11 protein-coding genes are annotated in these 15429 nt (G+C 58.3%); 7 read left to right on the forward strand and 4 right to left on the reverse strand.

Translation table 11 applies throughout. The annotated features are described in order from the left end of the window. Positions 1-227 precede the first annotated feature (227 nt). The 4 genes from HDE75_RS21005 (at position 228) to HDE75_RS21020 (ending at position 6100) form a co-directional block, all read left to right on the forward strand. Positions 228-1328 (forward strand): aromatic ring-hydroxylating oxygenase subunit alpha, encoded by a 1101-nt coding sequence (locus tag HDE75_RS21005; RefSeq protein ID WP_183680123.1) that lies wholly within the window; start codon positions 228-230, stop codon positions 1326-1328. Positions 1329-1383: 55 nt separating this feature from the next. After that, positions 1384-2310: a DMT family transporter gene (locus tag HDE75_RS21010; protein WP_183680125.1), complete on the forward strand. Its 927-nt coding sequence runs from the start codon at positions 1384-1386 to the stop codon at positions 2308-2310. A 14-nt stretch (positions 2311-2324) separates the two neighbouring features. Continuing rightward, positions 2325-3182 carry a sulfurtransferase gene (locus tag HDE75_RS21015; protein WP_183680127.1) on the forward strand — a complete coding sequence of 286 codons (858 nt, stop codon included), beginning with the start codon at positions 2325-2327 and terminating at the stop codon, positions 3180-3182. 101 nt (positions 3183-3283) lie between these two features. Further along, positions 3284-6100, forward strand: coding sequence for a DUF3857 domain-containing protein (locus tag HDE75_RS21020; protein ID WP_183680130.1), 2817 nt, complete (start codon positions 3284-3286; stop codon positions 6098-6100). Between the two features lie 56 nt (positions 6101-6156). On the opposite strand, the gene HDE75_RS21025 is transcribed toward HDE75_RS21020, so the two are convergent. From HDE75_RS21025 to polA, 4 genes are all read right to left on the reverse strand, one after another. After that, positions 6157-7905 (reverse strand): ABC-F family ATP-binding cassette domain-containing protein, encoded by a 1749-nt coding sequence (locus HDE75_RS21025; RefSeq protein WP_183680132.1) that lies wholly within the window; start codon positions 7903-7905, stop codon positions 6157-6159. A gap of 256 nt (positions 7906-8161) precedes the next feature. Beyond that, a complete protein-coding gene (locus HDE75_RS21030) occupies positions 8162-8920 on the reverse strand; it encodes a ZIP family metal transporter (protein WP_183680134.1) in 759 nt (252 codons plus the stop codon). A 250-nt stretch (positions 8921-9170) separates the two neighbouring features. Beyond that, a complete protein-coding gene (locus HDE75_RS21035; protein ID WP_183680136.1) occupies positions 9171-10055 on the reverse strand; it encodes a dienelactone hydrolase family protein in 885 nt (294 codons plus the stop codon). 87 nt (positions 10056-10142) lie between these two features. Further along, positions 10143-12893: a DNA polymerase I gene (polA, locus tag HDE75_RS21040; protein WP_183680138.1), complete on the reverse strand. Its 2751-nt coding sequence runs from the start codon at positions 12891-12893 to the stop codon at positions 10143-10145. Between the two features lie 304 nt (positions 12894-13197). Here polA and HDE75_RS21045 point away from each other — a divergent pair, with 304 nt between their 5' ends. From HDE75_RS21045 to HDE75_RS21055, 3 genes are all read left to right on the forward strand, one after another. After that, entirely contained in the window at positions 13198-13593 is a 396-nt protein-coding gene (locus tag HDE75_RS21045; protein WP_183680140.1) for a hypothetical protein, read from the forward strand. Positions 13594-13677: 84 nt separating this feature from the next. Next, positions 13678-14634, forward strand: coding sequence for a homoserine kinase (locus tag HDE75_RS21050; protein ID WP_183680142.1), 957 nt, complete (start codon positions 13678-13680; stop codon positions 14632-14634). A gap of 3 nt (positions 14635-14637) precedes the next feature. Then, complete coding sequence (locus tag HDE75_RS21055) at positions 14638-15426, forward strand: BPSS1780 family membrane protein (protein ID WP_183680144.1); 789 nt, start codon at positions 14638-14640, stop codon at positions 15424-15426. Positions 15427-15429: the final 3 nt, after the last annotated feature.

Raw genomic sequence — 15429 nt, forward strand, 5'->3', positions numbered from 1 at the left:
ATTGGCAGCTTGCAGTACAAAAGGTGCGTATTTTCTGCAGGAAAAACATGGACAAGCTATCGGTTTTGGCAATCTTGACGCCAATCCGCGCTATAATCTCCGGTTCTGTCCGAAATACTGTTTCAACAAATTCGAATTCAGGTCTTTGCGGTTTCTTTCTCTCTGTAGCGCTTGCCGGGGGATGACTTGGCAATCTGCTGACCGTTGTACATTTATGGGGGGTTGGGATGTCCGATCTGGCTACTCACGCCAAGCTAGCGCGTTCAAACGCGCAACTTCCGGTCCACGTCTATTTTGACGAAACGCTGTTGCAGCGTGAAATGCAGCAATTATTCCAGGCCGGCCCGCGCTATGTCGGGCATGAACTGATGGTGCCCGAAACCGGTGATTTTGCGACCCTGGCGTCTGAGAACGAAGGGCGCATGCTTGTGCGCAACGCCAATGGTATCGAAGTGTTGTCCAACGTCTGCCGCCACCGGCAGGCGCTGATGTTCAATGGCCGTGGCAATGCCAACAATATCGTGTGCCCGCTGCACCGCTGGACGTATGACCTCAAGGGTGAATTGATCGGTGCGCCGCATTTCCCTGAAACGCCGTGCCTGAACCTGTCGAAAACACCGCTGCAAAGCTGGAACGGCTTGCTGTTCGAACAGAATGGCTACAACGTCATGGACAAGCTGAAACAGCTTTCCGTGTCGAAAGACCTCGATTTTTCCGGGTATCTGTTCGACCACGTGGAAATCCACGAATGCGATTACAACTGGAAAACCTTCATCGAAGTCTACCTTGAAGACTACCACGTCGAACCGTTCCACCCGGGCCTGGGCAGCTTTGTCAGCTGCGACGACCTGCGCTGGGAATTCGGCAAGGATTACAGCGTGCAAACGGTAGGCGTGCACCGAGGCTTGCAGCAGGCCGGCTCACCCGCCTATAAGAAATGGCAGGAGCAGGTGCTGAAATTCCGTGGCGGCGAACCGCCACCGTATGGCGCCATCTGGCTGACCCTGTATCCCAACATCATGGTCGAGTGGTATCCGCACGTGCTGGTCGTGTCGACCCTGTGGCCGATCGGTCCGCAAAAGACGCGCAATGTGGTGGAGTTCTATTACCCCGAGGAAATCGCCCTGTTCGAGCGCGAACTGGTCGAAGCGGAACGGGCAGCGTATATGGAAACCTGCGTCGAAGACGATGAAATCGCCCTGCGCATGGATGCCGGCCGCAAGGTGCTGATGGCGCGCGGCGTGAGCGAAGTGGGCCCTTACCAGTCGCCGATGGAGGATGGCATGCAGCATTTCCACGAGTGGTACCGCAGCAATATCGAACTGTAATTCTCCAAGGGCCGCCGTGTGCGGCCCTTTTCATTGACGTCGCCAGGATTCCCTCATGCAGTCTTTATGGATGTTATTTGCCAGTTTTATGTTCGCCATCATGGGCGTGTGCGTGAAACTGGCCTCGGATATGTATTCCACCTCCGAGATCGTCATGTATCGCGGCATCATCGGCATGACCATCATGGCGTCCACCATCTTGTACCAGGGCGGCAGCTTCAAGACCAGCATGCCGGGCCAGCATCTGTGGCGCGGCGTGGTCGGTGTAATCGCCCTGTGGTTATGGTTTTATGCGATTTCCATCTTGCCGCTGGCCACCGCCATGACCCTGAACTATATGGCGCCCATCTGGATCGCCGTGATCTTGCTGGTCGGTGGCTGGTGGAAAGGTGGCAAAGTGGCGGAATGGCCGCTGGTAGCGGCAATTGCCATGAGCTTTGTCGGCGTCACCCTGCTGCTGCGTCCCGTGTTTGAGACAGATCAATTAGGCGGCGCCATCACGGCGCTGGTCTCGGGCATGCTGTCGGCCCTCGCCTATCTGCAGGTACGTAAACTCGGCTTGCTGGGCGAGCCTGAATACCGGGTAGTGTTTTATTTCTCCGTGGTCAATTTCTTTGCTGGCGTGATCGGCCATGTGGCCAGCGCGGGTACCGGCCCCGTCGTCTGGCATGCGCATACCAGCGGCTTTGGCATCGGTTTATTGGCCGCCATCGGCCTGTGCGCCACCATGGCGCAAATGGCCATGACGCGCGCCTATCGCCTGGGCAAGACCCTGGTCGTGGCCAACCTGCAATACACGGGCATCATCTTTTCCAGTTTCTGGGGCGTAGTGATCTTTGGCGACCTGTTCGACTGGCATGGCTGGCTGGGCATCGCCATCATCCTGTGCTCTGGCAGCGCCGCAACCTACTACAATAGCCGTAGCCGGAACGCGCCCGCCACCTCGGCCACGCGCACCGATCCCATCGCCAGTGAAGTCTGAAGGAGTTTGTTGTTATGTACACGACCTTGATCAGCGCCAGCGAGCTGGCCCAGCACTTGAATGACAGCCAGTGGGTCATTCTCGATTGCCGCCATGACTTGCTGAACCACAACGCCGGCAGCGATGCCTTTGCCGCCGGCCACATCCAGAACGCCCAGTTTGCCGACATCGACACGGCCCTGTCCGGCCAGAAGGCGGCCTTCGGGCCGCAATTCACGGGGCGCCACCCCCTGCCCGACCGCGCCACCCTGCTCGCTACCCTGCGCGCCTGGGGCATCAACGATGACACGCAAGTGATCGCTTACGACGCCCAGGGCGGCATGTTCGCGGCCCGTTTGTGGTGGCTGCTGCGCTGGATCGGCCACCCGGCAGTCGCCGTACTCGACGGCGGCCTGGCTGCCTGGCAAGCAGAAAACTTGCCCCTGGTCACGCCTGTCGCACCAGCGCGCGCAAGCGGCAATATCACCGAAAAAGCCAGCCTGACCCGCAGCGTCACCGTAAAGCAGGTGGTGGCAAACCTGGAAACCCAGGCGGCGACCGTGCTCGACGCCCGCGCACCCGACCGGTTCCGAGGGGAAAATGAAACCATCGACCCGATCGGCGGCCATATCCCCGGCGCAAAAAGCCGTTTCTTCAAGGATAACCTGCAAGCCGACGGCCGCTTCAAGAGCGCCGAAGCCTTGAAACAAGACTTCGAGGCCCTGATCGCCTCGCCAGAATCGGCCATCATGCAATGCGGCTCGGGCGTGACCGCCTGCCACAACCTGCTGGCGCTGGAACTGGCGGGCTTGCCGGGCGCCGCGCTGTATCCGGGATCGTGGAGCGAATGGTGCGCCGATCCGGCACGACCAGTGGCGACAGGAAGCGTATAACAATCATTGACAGGCAGGCAGTCTGAAAAGTTTCCATATGGCACATTATTCTTATACAATAATTATTCATTTAATATAATTATTGATATAGGAATATCTTCATGCGGTTCTTGTTGATCGCGGCAGCCGTAGCATCGTTCTTGATGTCGTCTGGCGCCCATGCACAATCCCCCCAGGCAGAGCCCGCTTACCGGGAAACGCAGGTACGCCAGGGCGCTTACGCGACCGGTCCTGCGCCAGCGTGGGTCACGCCCGCCGACATTCCCGAGAGCACCTTGAGCGGAGATGCGATACGGCGACTGTCGGAAACCCACTTTCTGGCAGGGGCAGTGCCTGCGTTTTATATCCGCCAGGTTATCCAGATCAACAGTCCGGCTGGCATGGCCAACCTGGGGCCGATCATCATGAACTTCGTGCCGGAATATCAGAGCCTGACCTTGAATACCTTGCGCATACTGCGCGGCACTGAAGTCATCGACGTGCGCGACACAGCCAAGGTACGCTTCCTGCAAAGGGAGACAGGCCTGGAACAAGGCGTATACCAGGGTGTCGTCACTGCATCCATACTATTGGACGACTTGCGTGTCGGCGACATACTGGATTTCGCTTCCACCACCACCGGCATCAATCCTGTATTTGGCGGTAAATACTTCGAATCCGCCGCCTGGACACCTCCGGTGCCAACAGAAATGCGGCGGGTAGTCTTGCAATATCCAGACAAGCGTCCCGTGCACTACCGTTTCCTCGGCCCCATCCCCCAAGGCGAGGCAAGCAAACCGCTACGCAGTATGGTCGGCGACATGGTACGACTGCAATTCGAAGAACGCCGACCAGCCATAGTGGCGGCAGAACTCTTTACGCCCCCATCTTACGATGCATCAACGTCATTGGAATTTTCCGAATATGGCTCGTGGAATGACGTCGCGCGGTGGGCAGCCGATCTGTTTGTCAACAAGGAAACGCCAGACACACAATTCACACAGCGTGTCACCGCTTTGCAAGCCGCGCCAACAGAAGAAGAGAAAATCCTCCAGGCTATTCGCTACGTGCAAAATGAGATACGCTATTTCTCGGTATCTTTCAATGAAAGCACCCATCGGCCCGCAGCGCCCGGGCTGACGCTGCAACGCCGCTATGGCGATTGCAAGGATAAATCGCTGCTGCTGGTGAGCCTGCTCAAACAACTGGGCGTGCGCGCCGACATCGTTCTGGTTGCCTCAAAACGCTACAAGAATATGGATGCGCAACCACCCTCGCCCGGTGTGTTCGATCATGTGATCGTCAAGCTGGCACACAATGGCAAAGAGTATTTCGTCGATCCGACACGGGTCGGCCAGGCGGGAACGCTTGAAACCATGGGGCAATACCTCACGGGTGCCGAAGTACTGGTGGTCGACAAGGCAAGCCGCTCCTTGGTGACGATCCGCAATACCGATACCTATGCCGCTACGCCGAACAGCGAATTGCATGAAACCATGTCCTGGCCCGATTTCGACAAGCCCGCCACGTTTGAAAGCAAGCTGATCGTTCGTGGCAAATATGCCGAATCGATGCGCCAGGGTGCGCAGAGCCTGCCTGCGCAATTCGATACGTTTCGCACGCGCTACCTGGCACAGCGCTATCCCGAGGCACGCCGCATCGGCAATGCCGAGCTCAGTGACGACCTGCTGGCAAACCAGCTGACCATTATCGACCGCTACACCATCGACAAGCCGGGCGAAATGCAACAGGACACCAGGCTCGTCACTTTCGCGCCATCCAATTTTTTTGATGCCATCCGTGTCATCAGTGGCGCGCAACGCAGCACACCCATGGTATTGCCCGACGCTCCGCAAGAGCTGCGTTATTCGTTTGACCTGAACTTGCCCGCCAACGTCAGCGCCATGTTCGATCCACGCAGCGAGAAAATCAACAACGATTACTTCAAGTTCAAACTCAATGAAAGATTCCGTGGCAATACCATGCATATGGATCTGGTATTGAAAGTCGTGGCCGACGCCGTGCCGGCAACGGGCATGAAAACCTATCTCGGCGATCTGAAGCAGATGGGCGAACTGATACGTGGCGTGGTACCGATACAGCCCAGACTGCTAAAGGCTACGGCGCCTGCCAATAGCGACCCGGCGCAAGTACTGGCGCAAAGGCTGCGCGAGCAGCAGCAGACGGAAATCGGCGTCTATTCCAAGGTGATCAAAGATAACAAGCTCACCGGCAAGGATCTGGCGGCCGTGTATGCTGCACGCGCTGTCAGCCATAGCAATCTGATGCAGATGGACGAAGCGCTGGCCGATATCCTGCAAGCGAGCCGGCTCGATCCCTCCGAATCTGATCATCCACTCGACCTGGCCATCATCTATGAAAAACGTGGGCAAAACCAGGCTGCTATCGAGCAGGTCAAACGCGCCCTGGTGCTGGGCGCCGATCCGTATCGCATCTACACTCTGCGTGGCCAGATCTATTCCCATATGGGAAAATACGAAGATGCCCTGCGCGATCTTGAACAGGCGGCACTATCGCAGGATAACAAGCCAGGCCTGCCCTATGCCAGACTGTGGTACTTGTGGACATTGGGCCAGGCGGGCTTGCCAGTGCCAGCAACATTGAAACAGCAGCTGGATCAGGAGTTGACGGGCCCCTGGCCACGTGCAGCGTATGGCATGTTCACCGGCGCATCCACACCCGAAACGGTGTTGGCACAGGTACAGAAGATGCAGGGCGAGGAAAGGCTGATGGCCTTGTGCGAAGCGTACTTTTACGTCGGAAAATACTATCTGGTCAAAGGCAACAAGGCAAAAGCCAGAGAGTATTTCGAGAAAACCAGGGCTACCGGTCTGACTATCTATACGGAATATGTCGCCGCGGTACAGGAACTTGAACGCATGGACCGGCCGGAGCAGCCGGCGGCAGGCAGCCAGTAACAGACAGTGATACTGGATGATGCTGCCAAAGAGCAGCATCATCCACAAGCACTCGCTTAGGCGCTGATGCCCAACGCCCGATTCAGCTGATCCAGTTCTTCCCGCCACACCCGCTGGCTGGCCAGCTTCTGATGCCGGGGCTTGCGGGCCAGGTCCTCAGCCAGCAATTGTTCCAGTTCGCACAAGCGTTCCAGTTGCAGGTCTACCTCGCTTTGCACAGGCACCAGCACCGGCGCCTGCTTGCTTGGCTGAGGGGCGGGTGATACGCCGTCTGCCGTGCTCAGCCTTGCATACGCGCTGGGTGCATCGGGCCACTCTTCCAGCTTGCCATCGGCCACCACCCAAAAGCGGTTGCACGCTGTTTCGATCAAGTCGCGGTCATGCGAGACCAGCAGGCAGCCGCCTTCAAAACCTTGCAGCGCCCATCCCAGTTCGGCCTTGCCTTGCATATCGAGGTGATTGCTGGGTTCATCGAGCAGCAGTAAATGATAACTGGCCAGCGACAGGCCGAGGAACAGCAGCCGCGCCCGTTCGCCCCCGCTCAAGGTCGCCACCTTTTGCCCATGCCGGGCATAGCCAAAACCAGCCGAGATCAAGGCTTGCCGGCGCGCCAGCTGGCTGCGGCTGACTTCATTCTGCACGGCAAACGGATACAGGGCATCCGATAAATCGGCCTCGTCGGCCAGTTGCTGCAAGGACTGGTCGTAGTAACCGACGTTGGCGGCCCGATGAAAACGCAGATCCAGGCGTTGATCTTCCTCCCCGGCTTGCATCGCTTGCCAGCACAAGCGCAGCAAGGATGACTTGCCACTGCCGTTGGCGCCCAGCAAGGCGACCCGGTCGCCCGGTTTCAGCCACAGCTGGCCGACATGGAACAGCACGGGCGACTGCGGCACGGCGCGCACGGCAAGCGCGTCCAGCACCAGCAACTGCTTGGCGGCCAGCGCCTTGCCGCGCAAGCTCAAGCGCCACGGCGCGCCATCGCTGACAAAAGCTTGCTCATCCTTCAGCTTGGCGATGCGCCGCTGCATGGTCTTGGCCTTGCGCGCCAGGTTTTCATTGTCGTAGACCTGTCCCCATACGGCCAGGCGCTTGCTGCTGACGGCCAGGCGGTCGATTTCCTTTTGTTCCGCCGCATGGCGGGCGGCGGCAGCCACATCGGCCTCGGCCAATGCGGTCAGTGCAGGGCCGCAAGGCAGCTCGAAATCGTAGATGCGCCCGTCGCGCAAGATCCAGCTGCGCGTGGTGACGTTATCTAACAGACGCTGGTCGTGCGAAACAAGGATGAGGGCACCGCGCCACTGCGCCAGGAATCGCTCCAGCCACAGCAAAGATGGCAAGTCCAGGTGATTGCTCGGTTCATCGAGCAGCAACACGTTCGGCTCTTGCAGCAGGGCGCGCCCCAGCAGCAAGCGCGTGTGCTGGCCGCCGGACAGCGAGTGCACCGGCACTTGCGCCGTAGCGGCATCGAAGCCCAGTTCGGCCAACAGGCTGTCGACCCGCCAATGCCATTCGGGACGATCGAGCACGGGCGCCAGCAAGGCGTCGTACAGGCTCAGGCTGGCGAGCCCGGCCGGCAGATGTTGCTCCACATGCTGCAAGCGGCAGGCGCGCGCAGTGTGGATGCTGCCGGAGGTAGCCTCCCGTTTGCCGCTGAGCAGGCCTAACAAGGTGGATTTGCCGCAACCATTGTGGCCGATCAGACCGATGCGGTCGCCCTGGCGCAAGGTAAAGGCGAGTTCAGTGAACAGGAAACCGTCGTGGGATTCCAGGTGTAAAGCTAGGGTAGAGATAAGGGTAGTCATGGCTCTTGTCTTTGATCGGGATGCAAGCATCCGCGTTAACAGGAGCGCTAACGACAACCATGAGCCGAGGAAAGACTCTGAAGGGAGATTTACTTTGCTCTGACCAAGTTATCGCAGCGCGATAGAACGAGGGCAAGAGCGGGCAACTATACCAAAGGCACGTACGCCCCAAACGGCATACTTCCAGTCTTCCATGATTCCTCCTTTCTTTAACAAGTTGTTGAAAGAATCAATATAGCATTCACCATGCGATACATCAAATACCGTGCCGGTGCCGCGTCAAGAACAGCACGATGCACACGCCCACGGCGATCAGGATCACTTGCGGGATGGTTTCGCGCACGGTGGCGCGGCGCTGCATCTGCGGCATCAGATCGCTCAAGGCAATATAAATGAAACCGGATGAAGCAAACACCAGTACGTAGGGGATCAGGTTGCTGGCGCGGTCCAGGGTGAAGTAGCCAAGCAAGCCGCCGGCGACTGCCATCAGGCTGCACAGCAAGTTGAATACATAGGCGCGCAGGCGCGAGAAACCGGCGTTCAAGAGCACGATAAAGTCGCCGATTTCTTGCGGGATTTCATGCGCGATGATGGCCAGGCCCGTCACCAGGCCCAGTTTCGGGTCGGCCAGGAAGGCGGCAGCGATCAGGATACCGTCCGTAAAGTTATGCATGCCATCGCCGACCAGTATCATCCAGCCAGCCTTGCCCGCCTCATGCTTGTCGTGCCCGTGGGCATGGTGGTGGCCATCGCCTTCATGGTGGTGGGAATGGCGCAGGATGGCGAATTTTTCCAGCAAGAAGAAGGCCAGCAAGCCGATCAGCAAGGTGGCAAACAGGCTGCGCGGGTCCGCATGCGACTCGAACGCTTCCGGCAAGGCGTGCAGCAAGGAGGTCGACAGCATGATGCCCACGGACAGGCTGACCATGCGCTCGACTACCTTGGACAAGAATGCAAACGAAAAGATCGCCGCCGCGGTAATGCTGAACAGGCCCGCGATGGTGGTCGCGAGCAATATGGATAAAAGGACGGGATCGATGATTTCTTACCTCAAAATGGGCGCCGGGTCACGGGCGCCCGCTGTGCTGGCGTCTGGCCTGATGATGACGGTATTGCCAATTATTTTGCGCGCTTGGCGGCAGCGTAGCGCAGGGAAGATGCAATTGTACTGCATTGAGGCGCGCTTGAGGCACCACCGGGCATTTTCAGCCCGGTTCGCTTGTCATATTAAATAACGGAAAAGAAACGTTGTGGGGCTTGCCAGATCAGGCGACACCGTGTTGTTTGAACCACGCCAGGCAGCGCGCATAACCGTCTTTTGCATCGGCCGCGATGTAGCTGGGGCGATAATCGGCGTTGAAGGCATGGCCCGCATCGGGATAGACCACGAACTCGGACTGGTTGCCGCCCTTGGCCAGCGCTTCCTTCATCTTGGCAATCGATTCCTGGCTGATGCCCGTATCCTTGCCGCCATACAAGCCCAGTACCGGCACTTTCAATGTCGGAGCAATATCGATGGGATTGGTCGGCATCAAGGGGCTAGGTTCGCCTACCAGGCGGCCATACCAGGCCACGCCCGCCTTGACGGCCGGGTTGTGCGCCGAATACAGCCAGGTGACCCTGCCGCCCCAGCAAAAACCGGTGATGCCCAAACGGCTGGTATCGCCGCCATTCTGTTTAGCCCAGGCAACAACAGCGTCCAGGTCGGACAAGACTTGCGCATCGGGCGTCTTGGCGATGATGCCTTTCATTAATTCCGGAATGCTGCTGACCTTGGTCGGATCGCCCTGGCGCACGAACAGGTCGGGCGCCAGCGCCAGATAACCCTGCTTGGCGAAACGGCGCGCCATGTCGGCGATATGCTCGTGCACGCCGAAAATCTCGGAAATCACCAGCACCACGGGCAGGCCCGTCTTGCCTTCCGGCTGGGCTGCATACACGGGCACGGCCTGGCCATCGACCATTACCGTCATGGTGCCAGTCACCAGACCCACGGTATCGGTCTTGATGACGTTTTGCGCCGCCACCGGCAACACGGCCACGGCAAAGCCCGTGCCCAGTGCTACTTTCAGGAAACCACGGCGGCCATCGGGCCCGGACAAGCTGCTCTGACCCAGCAAACTCTCACAATCCTTGATCATGTCATGCATGCGTTTCTCCTGAAATATGACGTTCATAAAAAAATGTCGGCTTACGCTGCGCTAAGCCGACCTGTAAAGCATTACTCGTGATGACTTTTAATGGGCTTCATCCCAGTTGCGTCCTACGCCTACCTCGGCGGTCAGCGGCACTTTCAGCTGCGCCACGCCCGCCATCAATTCCGGCAGCTTGCGCTTGACCAGCTCCAGTTCCGCGGCCGGCACTTCCAGCACCAGTTCATCGTGCACCTGCATGATCATCCTGGTTTGCAAGCCATCCTGCTCCAGCCAGCCTTGCACGGCGATCATGGCCAGCTTGATCAGGTCGGCGGCCGTGCCTTGCATCGGCGCGTTAATTGCCGCCCGTTCCGCCCCCTGGCGGCGCGGGCCGTTCGGCGAGTTAATTTCAGGCAACCACAAACGGCGGCCAAACACGGTTTCCACGTAGCCGCGCGCCTTGGCTTGCTGGCGCGTGTCTTCCATATACTGTTTCACGCCGGAAAAACGGGCAAAGTAACGGTCGATATAGCTTTGCGCTGCCGTGCGGTCCACGCCCAAGTTGCCTGCCAGGCCAAACGCGCTCATGCCGTAGATCAGGCCAAAGTTAATCACCTTGGCGTAGCGGCGCTGCTCGCTTTGCACTTCGTCTGCCGGTACGCCAAAGATTTCAGCAGCGGTGGCGCGGTGAATATCGATGCCGTCGGCAAACGCGCGCAGCATCGCTTCATCACCCGAAATATGCGCCATGATGCGCAATTCAATTTGCGAATAGTCGGCCGAAACGATGCTGCTGCCCGGTGGCGCGATGAATGCTTCGCGGATACGGCGCCCTTCCGCACTGCGAATCGGGATATTCTGCAAGTTAGGATCGTTCGACGCCAGGCGCCCCGTCACGGCCACGGCTTGCGCATAGTTGGTATGCACGCGGCCCGTGGTGACGTTGATCATCTTCGGCAATTTATCCGTGTAAGTCGATTTCAGCTTGGCCATGCCGCGGTATTCCAGCAGCACTTTTGGCAGCGGGTAATCTTCGGCCAGCTTTTGCAGCACTTCTTCATCGGTCGATGGCGCGCCGGTCGGGGTTTTCTTCACCACCGGCAATTTCAGCTTCTCAAAGAAAATTTCACCGATCTGCTTGGGCGAACCCAGGTTGAAGGGCTGCTCGGCCAGTTCATAGGCTGTCTTTTCCAGCTCCAGAATTTTCACGGCCAGTTCGGCCGACTGGATATTAAGCAAGGCGTCGTCGATCAGCACGCCGTTGCGCTCGATCTTTTGCAAGACGATTGCCGTCGGCAACTCGATCTTTTCATAGATAAAGGTGAGTTTTTCATCACCAGCCACGTTGCCCCACATATTGTTGTGCAGGCGCAAGGTGATATCGGCATCCTCGGCCGCGTATTTGGCCGCCTGCTCCACTTCCACCTGGTTGAACGTGATTTGCTTGGCGCCTTTGCCGCATACGTCTTCAAACGGAATCGTGGTGTAGTTCAGGTGGCGCAGGGCCAGGCTATCCATGTCGTGTTTCTTGTGCGACTCGAACACATACGATTCGAGCAAGGTATCGTGCTTGACACCGCGCAAAGTGACGCCGTGATTGGCGAAGATATGGCTGTCGTATTTCAGGTTCTGGCCCAGCTTGGGCTTGCTTCCGTCTTCCAGCCACGGGCGCAGCTTGTCCAGCACGTGTTCACGCGACAGCTGTTCCGGCGCACCCGCATAATCGTGGGCCAACGGAATATAGCAGGCCGCGTGTTCGGCCACGGACAGCGAGATACCGACCATTTGCGCCGTCATCGGTTCCAGCGACGTCGTTTCCGTATCGACGGCCGTCAGCGGCGCCGCAGCGATCAGGGCTATCCATTTATCGAGCTGTTCATCAGTCAGCACCGTTTCATACTCGGCGGCCGGGGCTGGCGCAGCGTCGGCAAACATATCGCCCGTTACGTTCGAAGCGGCGGCTGGCGCGCCCACCGGCGACATCGGCGGCGGCGTGGCGCCCAGCTCGCGCAGCAAGGCCTTGAAACCATAACGCTGGAAGAAGGCCAGCAAGGCTTCCTTGTCTTCACCCCTGGCTTGCAGCGAATCGGCAATCGTCGTCATATGGCCGGCCAGGTCGCAATCGGTCTTGACGGTGATCAAGGCGCGCGCCTGTGGCAGCCATGGCAGGGCAGTACGCAGGTTTTCACCGACGGCGCCCGTGATCTTGGCGGCGTTTTCCATGATGCCTTCCAGGCTATCGTATTGCGTCAGCCACTTCACGGCCGTCTTCGGACCGCATTTCGACACGCCAGGCACGTTGTCGACCGTATCGCCGATCAGCGACAGATAATCGATGATGCGGTTCGGAGGCACGCCGAACTTGACCAGCACGGCCGCTTCGTCAAGCTTTTCATTGCTCATGGTATTGATCAGGGTCACCTGGCTATTGACCAGCTGCGCCAGATCCTTGTCGCCGGTGGACACCACCACGTCCATGCCGGCGCTCGCTGCCTGCACGGCCAGGGTGCCGATCACATCGTCCGCTTCCACGCCTTCGACCATCAAAATGGGCCAGCCCATGGCGCGCACGGCTTCATGGATCGGTTCGATCTGCAGGCGCAAGTCGTCCGGCATCGATGCCCGCGTGGCCTTGTATTCCGGATACATATCATCGCGGAAAGTCTTGCCCTTGGCATCGAACACGCAAGCGATATAGGCAGCCGGGTAGTCGGCGCGCAGACGGCGCAGCATATTGACCATGCCGTGCATGGCGCCTGTAGGGTAGCCGTCCGGGCTGCGCAAGTCAGGCAGCGCGTGAAAAGCGCGATAAAGATAACTGGAACCGTCGACCAACAGCAGGGTATTTTGCATAATGCCAATAAAATAAGGTGAGCCGCACCTGCTGGAAGAAAAATGGCGCAAAGCCGCAGGCGGGTGGAATATCACACAATTATCGCAGAGTTTAGGGCTGCACTTATGGCCATCCTGCACCCGGTTTTTAGCGATACTATCGTTGTAAACCTACCCTGGCGGGCAACTGACGGCCATTTCAGCGTTTTAAAACAGCATTGCGTACCAGTTTGTTACAATGCCCTGTAGACAAATTTATCGCATCGCATTTAATAAACTGAATAACACTGCACTGCTGCAGTCCACACACGGAAGCGAACCCATCATGATGCGTACCTCCACATTCTGGCAAATTCTGGCCCTGCCCCTGTTGGCAGTTTCAGCCATTGCGGGCGCCCAGACGCCAGCCAAACCCAGCGATGCACCACCGAAGCTGGAACAGATCGAGGAAGTCGGCGACGCGCCCATTACCGTCGCGCCAGTAGCTCCCCGTCAACAAATTACGGAAAAACGCGAAGCTGGCGTGGTCAGCGAAGTCAAAGTCAGCACCGGCGGCAGCACCTATTACATGAAACCGGGCACACCTGGCGACCCGACCAATAGCCAGCTGCGCGGTCCGCAATGGAAAGTACTGGAATTTGACCTGGGCAAGAAAAAGCAGAAACAGCGCGACGACGATGCGGCCGATACCACGCCAGAACCGCCGCAACCGACAAAATAAACCAGCACCTTCTGTTGCCCTGCCCCGCCCATTTGCGGGGTAGCAGGCTTTTTTTGACTTTTTGGACGACACCTCCTCTTTCCCATGGCAGTTTTTACCGCGCTACACCTGGACGATATCGGCCAGTGGACGATACAGTTTCCACTCGGCAAGCCTCTGGCGCTCAAAGGGATTGCCTCCGGCATCGAAAACAGTAACTTCTTCTTGAGTACCGAGCGCGGCGAATATGTGCTGACGATCTTCGAGAACCTGAGCTTTGAACAACTGCCGTTTTATCTGCAGCTGATGCGCCACCTGGCAGAACGTGGCGTGCTGGTGCCTAATCCGATCCCGAATGCCGATGGTCAACTGGTGACAGCCCTGCAAGGCAAACCGGCCGCCATCGTCAGCAAACTCGATGGCAGCTCGCAGATGGACCCGCAACCCGTGCATTGCACGGCCGTGGGCGCCATGCTGGCGAAGATGCATCTGGCGGCGCAAGATTTCCCGCTGCAGCAACCCAACTTGCGGGGCCTGGACTGGTGGAACGCCACCACGCCGCTGGTGCTGCCTCATCTGGATACCGACAAGGCGCACTTGCTACGTTCGGAAATACACTTCCAGGATGCCTTTGCTGCTTGCGACACCTACAAAGCCATCCCACGCGGCCCCGTGCACGCCGACCTGTTCCGCAACAATGTCATGTTTGACGGTGAACAGCTGACGGGCTTTTTCGACTTTTATTTTGCCGGTTGCGACACTTGGCTGTTCGACGTGGCCGTCACCGTCAACGACTGGTGCATCGACCTGGATACGGGCGTGCTCGACCAGGCACGAGTGCGCGCCCTGCTCGACGCCTACCAGGCCATACGGCCGTTCACGACCGAAGAACACGCGGCATGGCAACCGATGCTGCGCGCCGCCGCGCTGCGTTTCTGGCTGTCGCGTTTGTATGATTATTATCAGCCGCGCGAAGCGGAAATGCTGACCCCGCACGATCCGGCACATTTCGAACGCATTCTGCGCGAACGTATCGCCACACCTGCCCCTGAATTGTTTTAAAAAATGGAAAAATTACCTGCAAGTACAGGCTGGTCATGGGTGAAACAGGGTTTCGCCCTGTTTCGCAAGCAACCCGGCGGCATGTCGATGCTGTTTCTCGGCTATATGTTTTGCATGCTGGCCGTCAGCATCATTCCCCTGCTGGGCCAATTGCTGCCCGTGATACTCGTGCCCGTCTTCTCGGTAGCCTTCGTGCAAGGTTGCCTGCATATCGACCAGGGCAAGCGCGTCTTGCCCAGCCTGCTGTTGTCTGGCTTCCGCAAGCCTGTCTTCCCGGTGCTGTTCGCGCTGGGCGTACTGTATATCATCATGGCCATCGTTGCCATCGGCGCTTCATCGCTGGTCGATGGCGGCGCCTTGTGGCAGTTGCTAACGGGCCAGTTGAACAAGGAAACGGCCGAGGATGTCATCCGCAACTCGAATATGGGCGCCTCCCTGCTGCTGACCATCGCACTGTATGTGCCAGCCGCCATGGCATTTTGCTTTGCTGCGCCGCTGATCTACTGGAAAAAAGTCAGCCTGGGAAAATCGCTGTTCTTCAGCTTTTTCGCCGTCTGGCGCTCGCTGTCTGCCTTCCTCGTGTTTGGCGCCAGCTGGTTCGCCATCAGCATGGTCACCAGCCAGCTGCTGTTCCTGATCGCCGGCCGCGGGATGGGCGTGCAACTGATGATGCCACTGTCGATGATTTTGACAGTCGTCATGCACTGCTCGTTTTATGCGGCCTACCGGCAGATTTTTGGTTTGCCGGTGGATGAGAGCAAGAAGGTATCGCTGGAAAAGCCGGAAGAGTGATGT

This window comes from Janthinobacterium silvisoli (assembly GCF_014200725.1).
Taxonomy (GTDB): Bacteria; Pseudomonadota; Gammaproteobacteria; order Burkholderiales; family Burkholderiaceae_D; genus Janthinobacterium.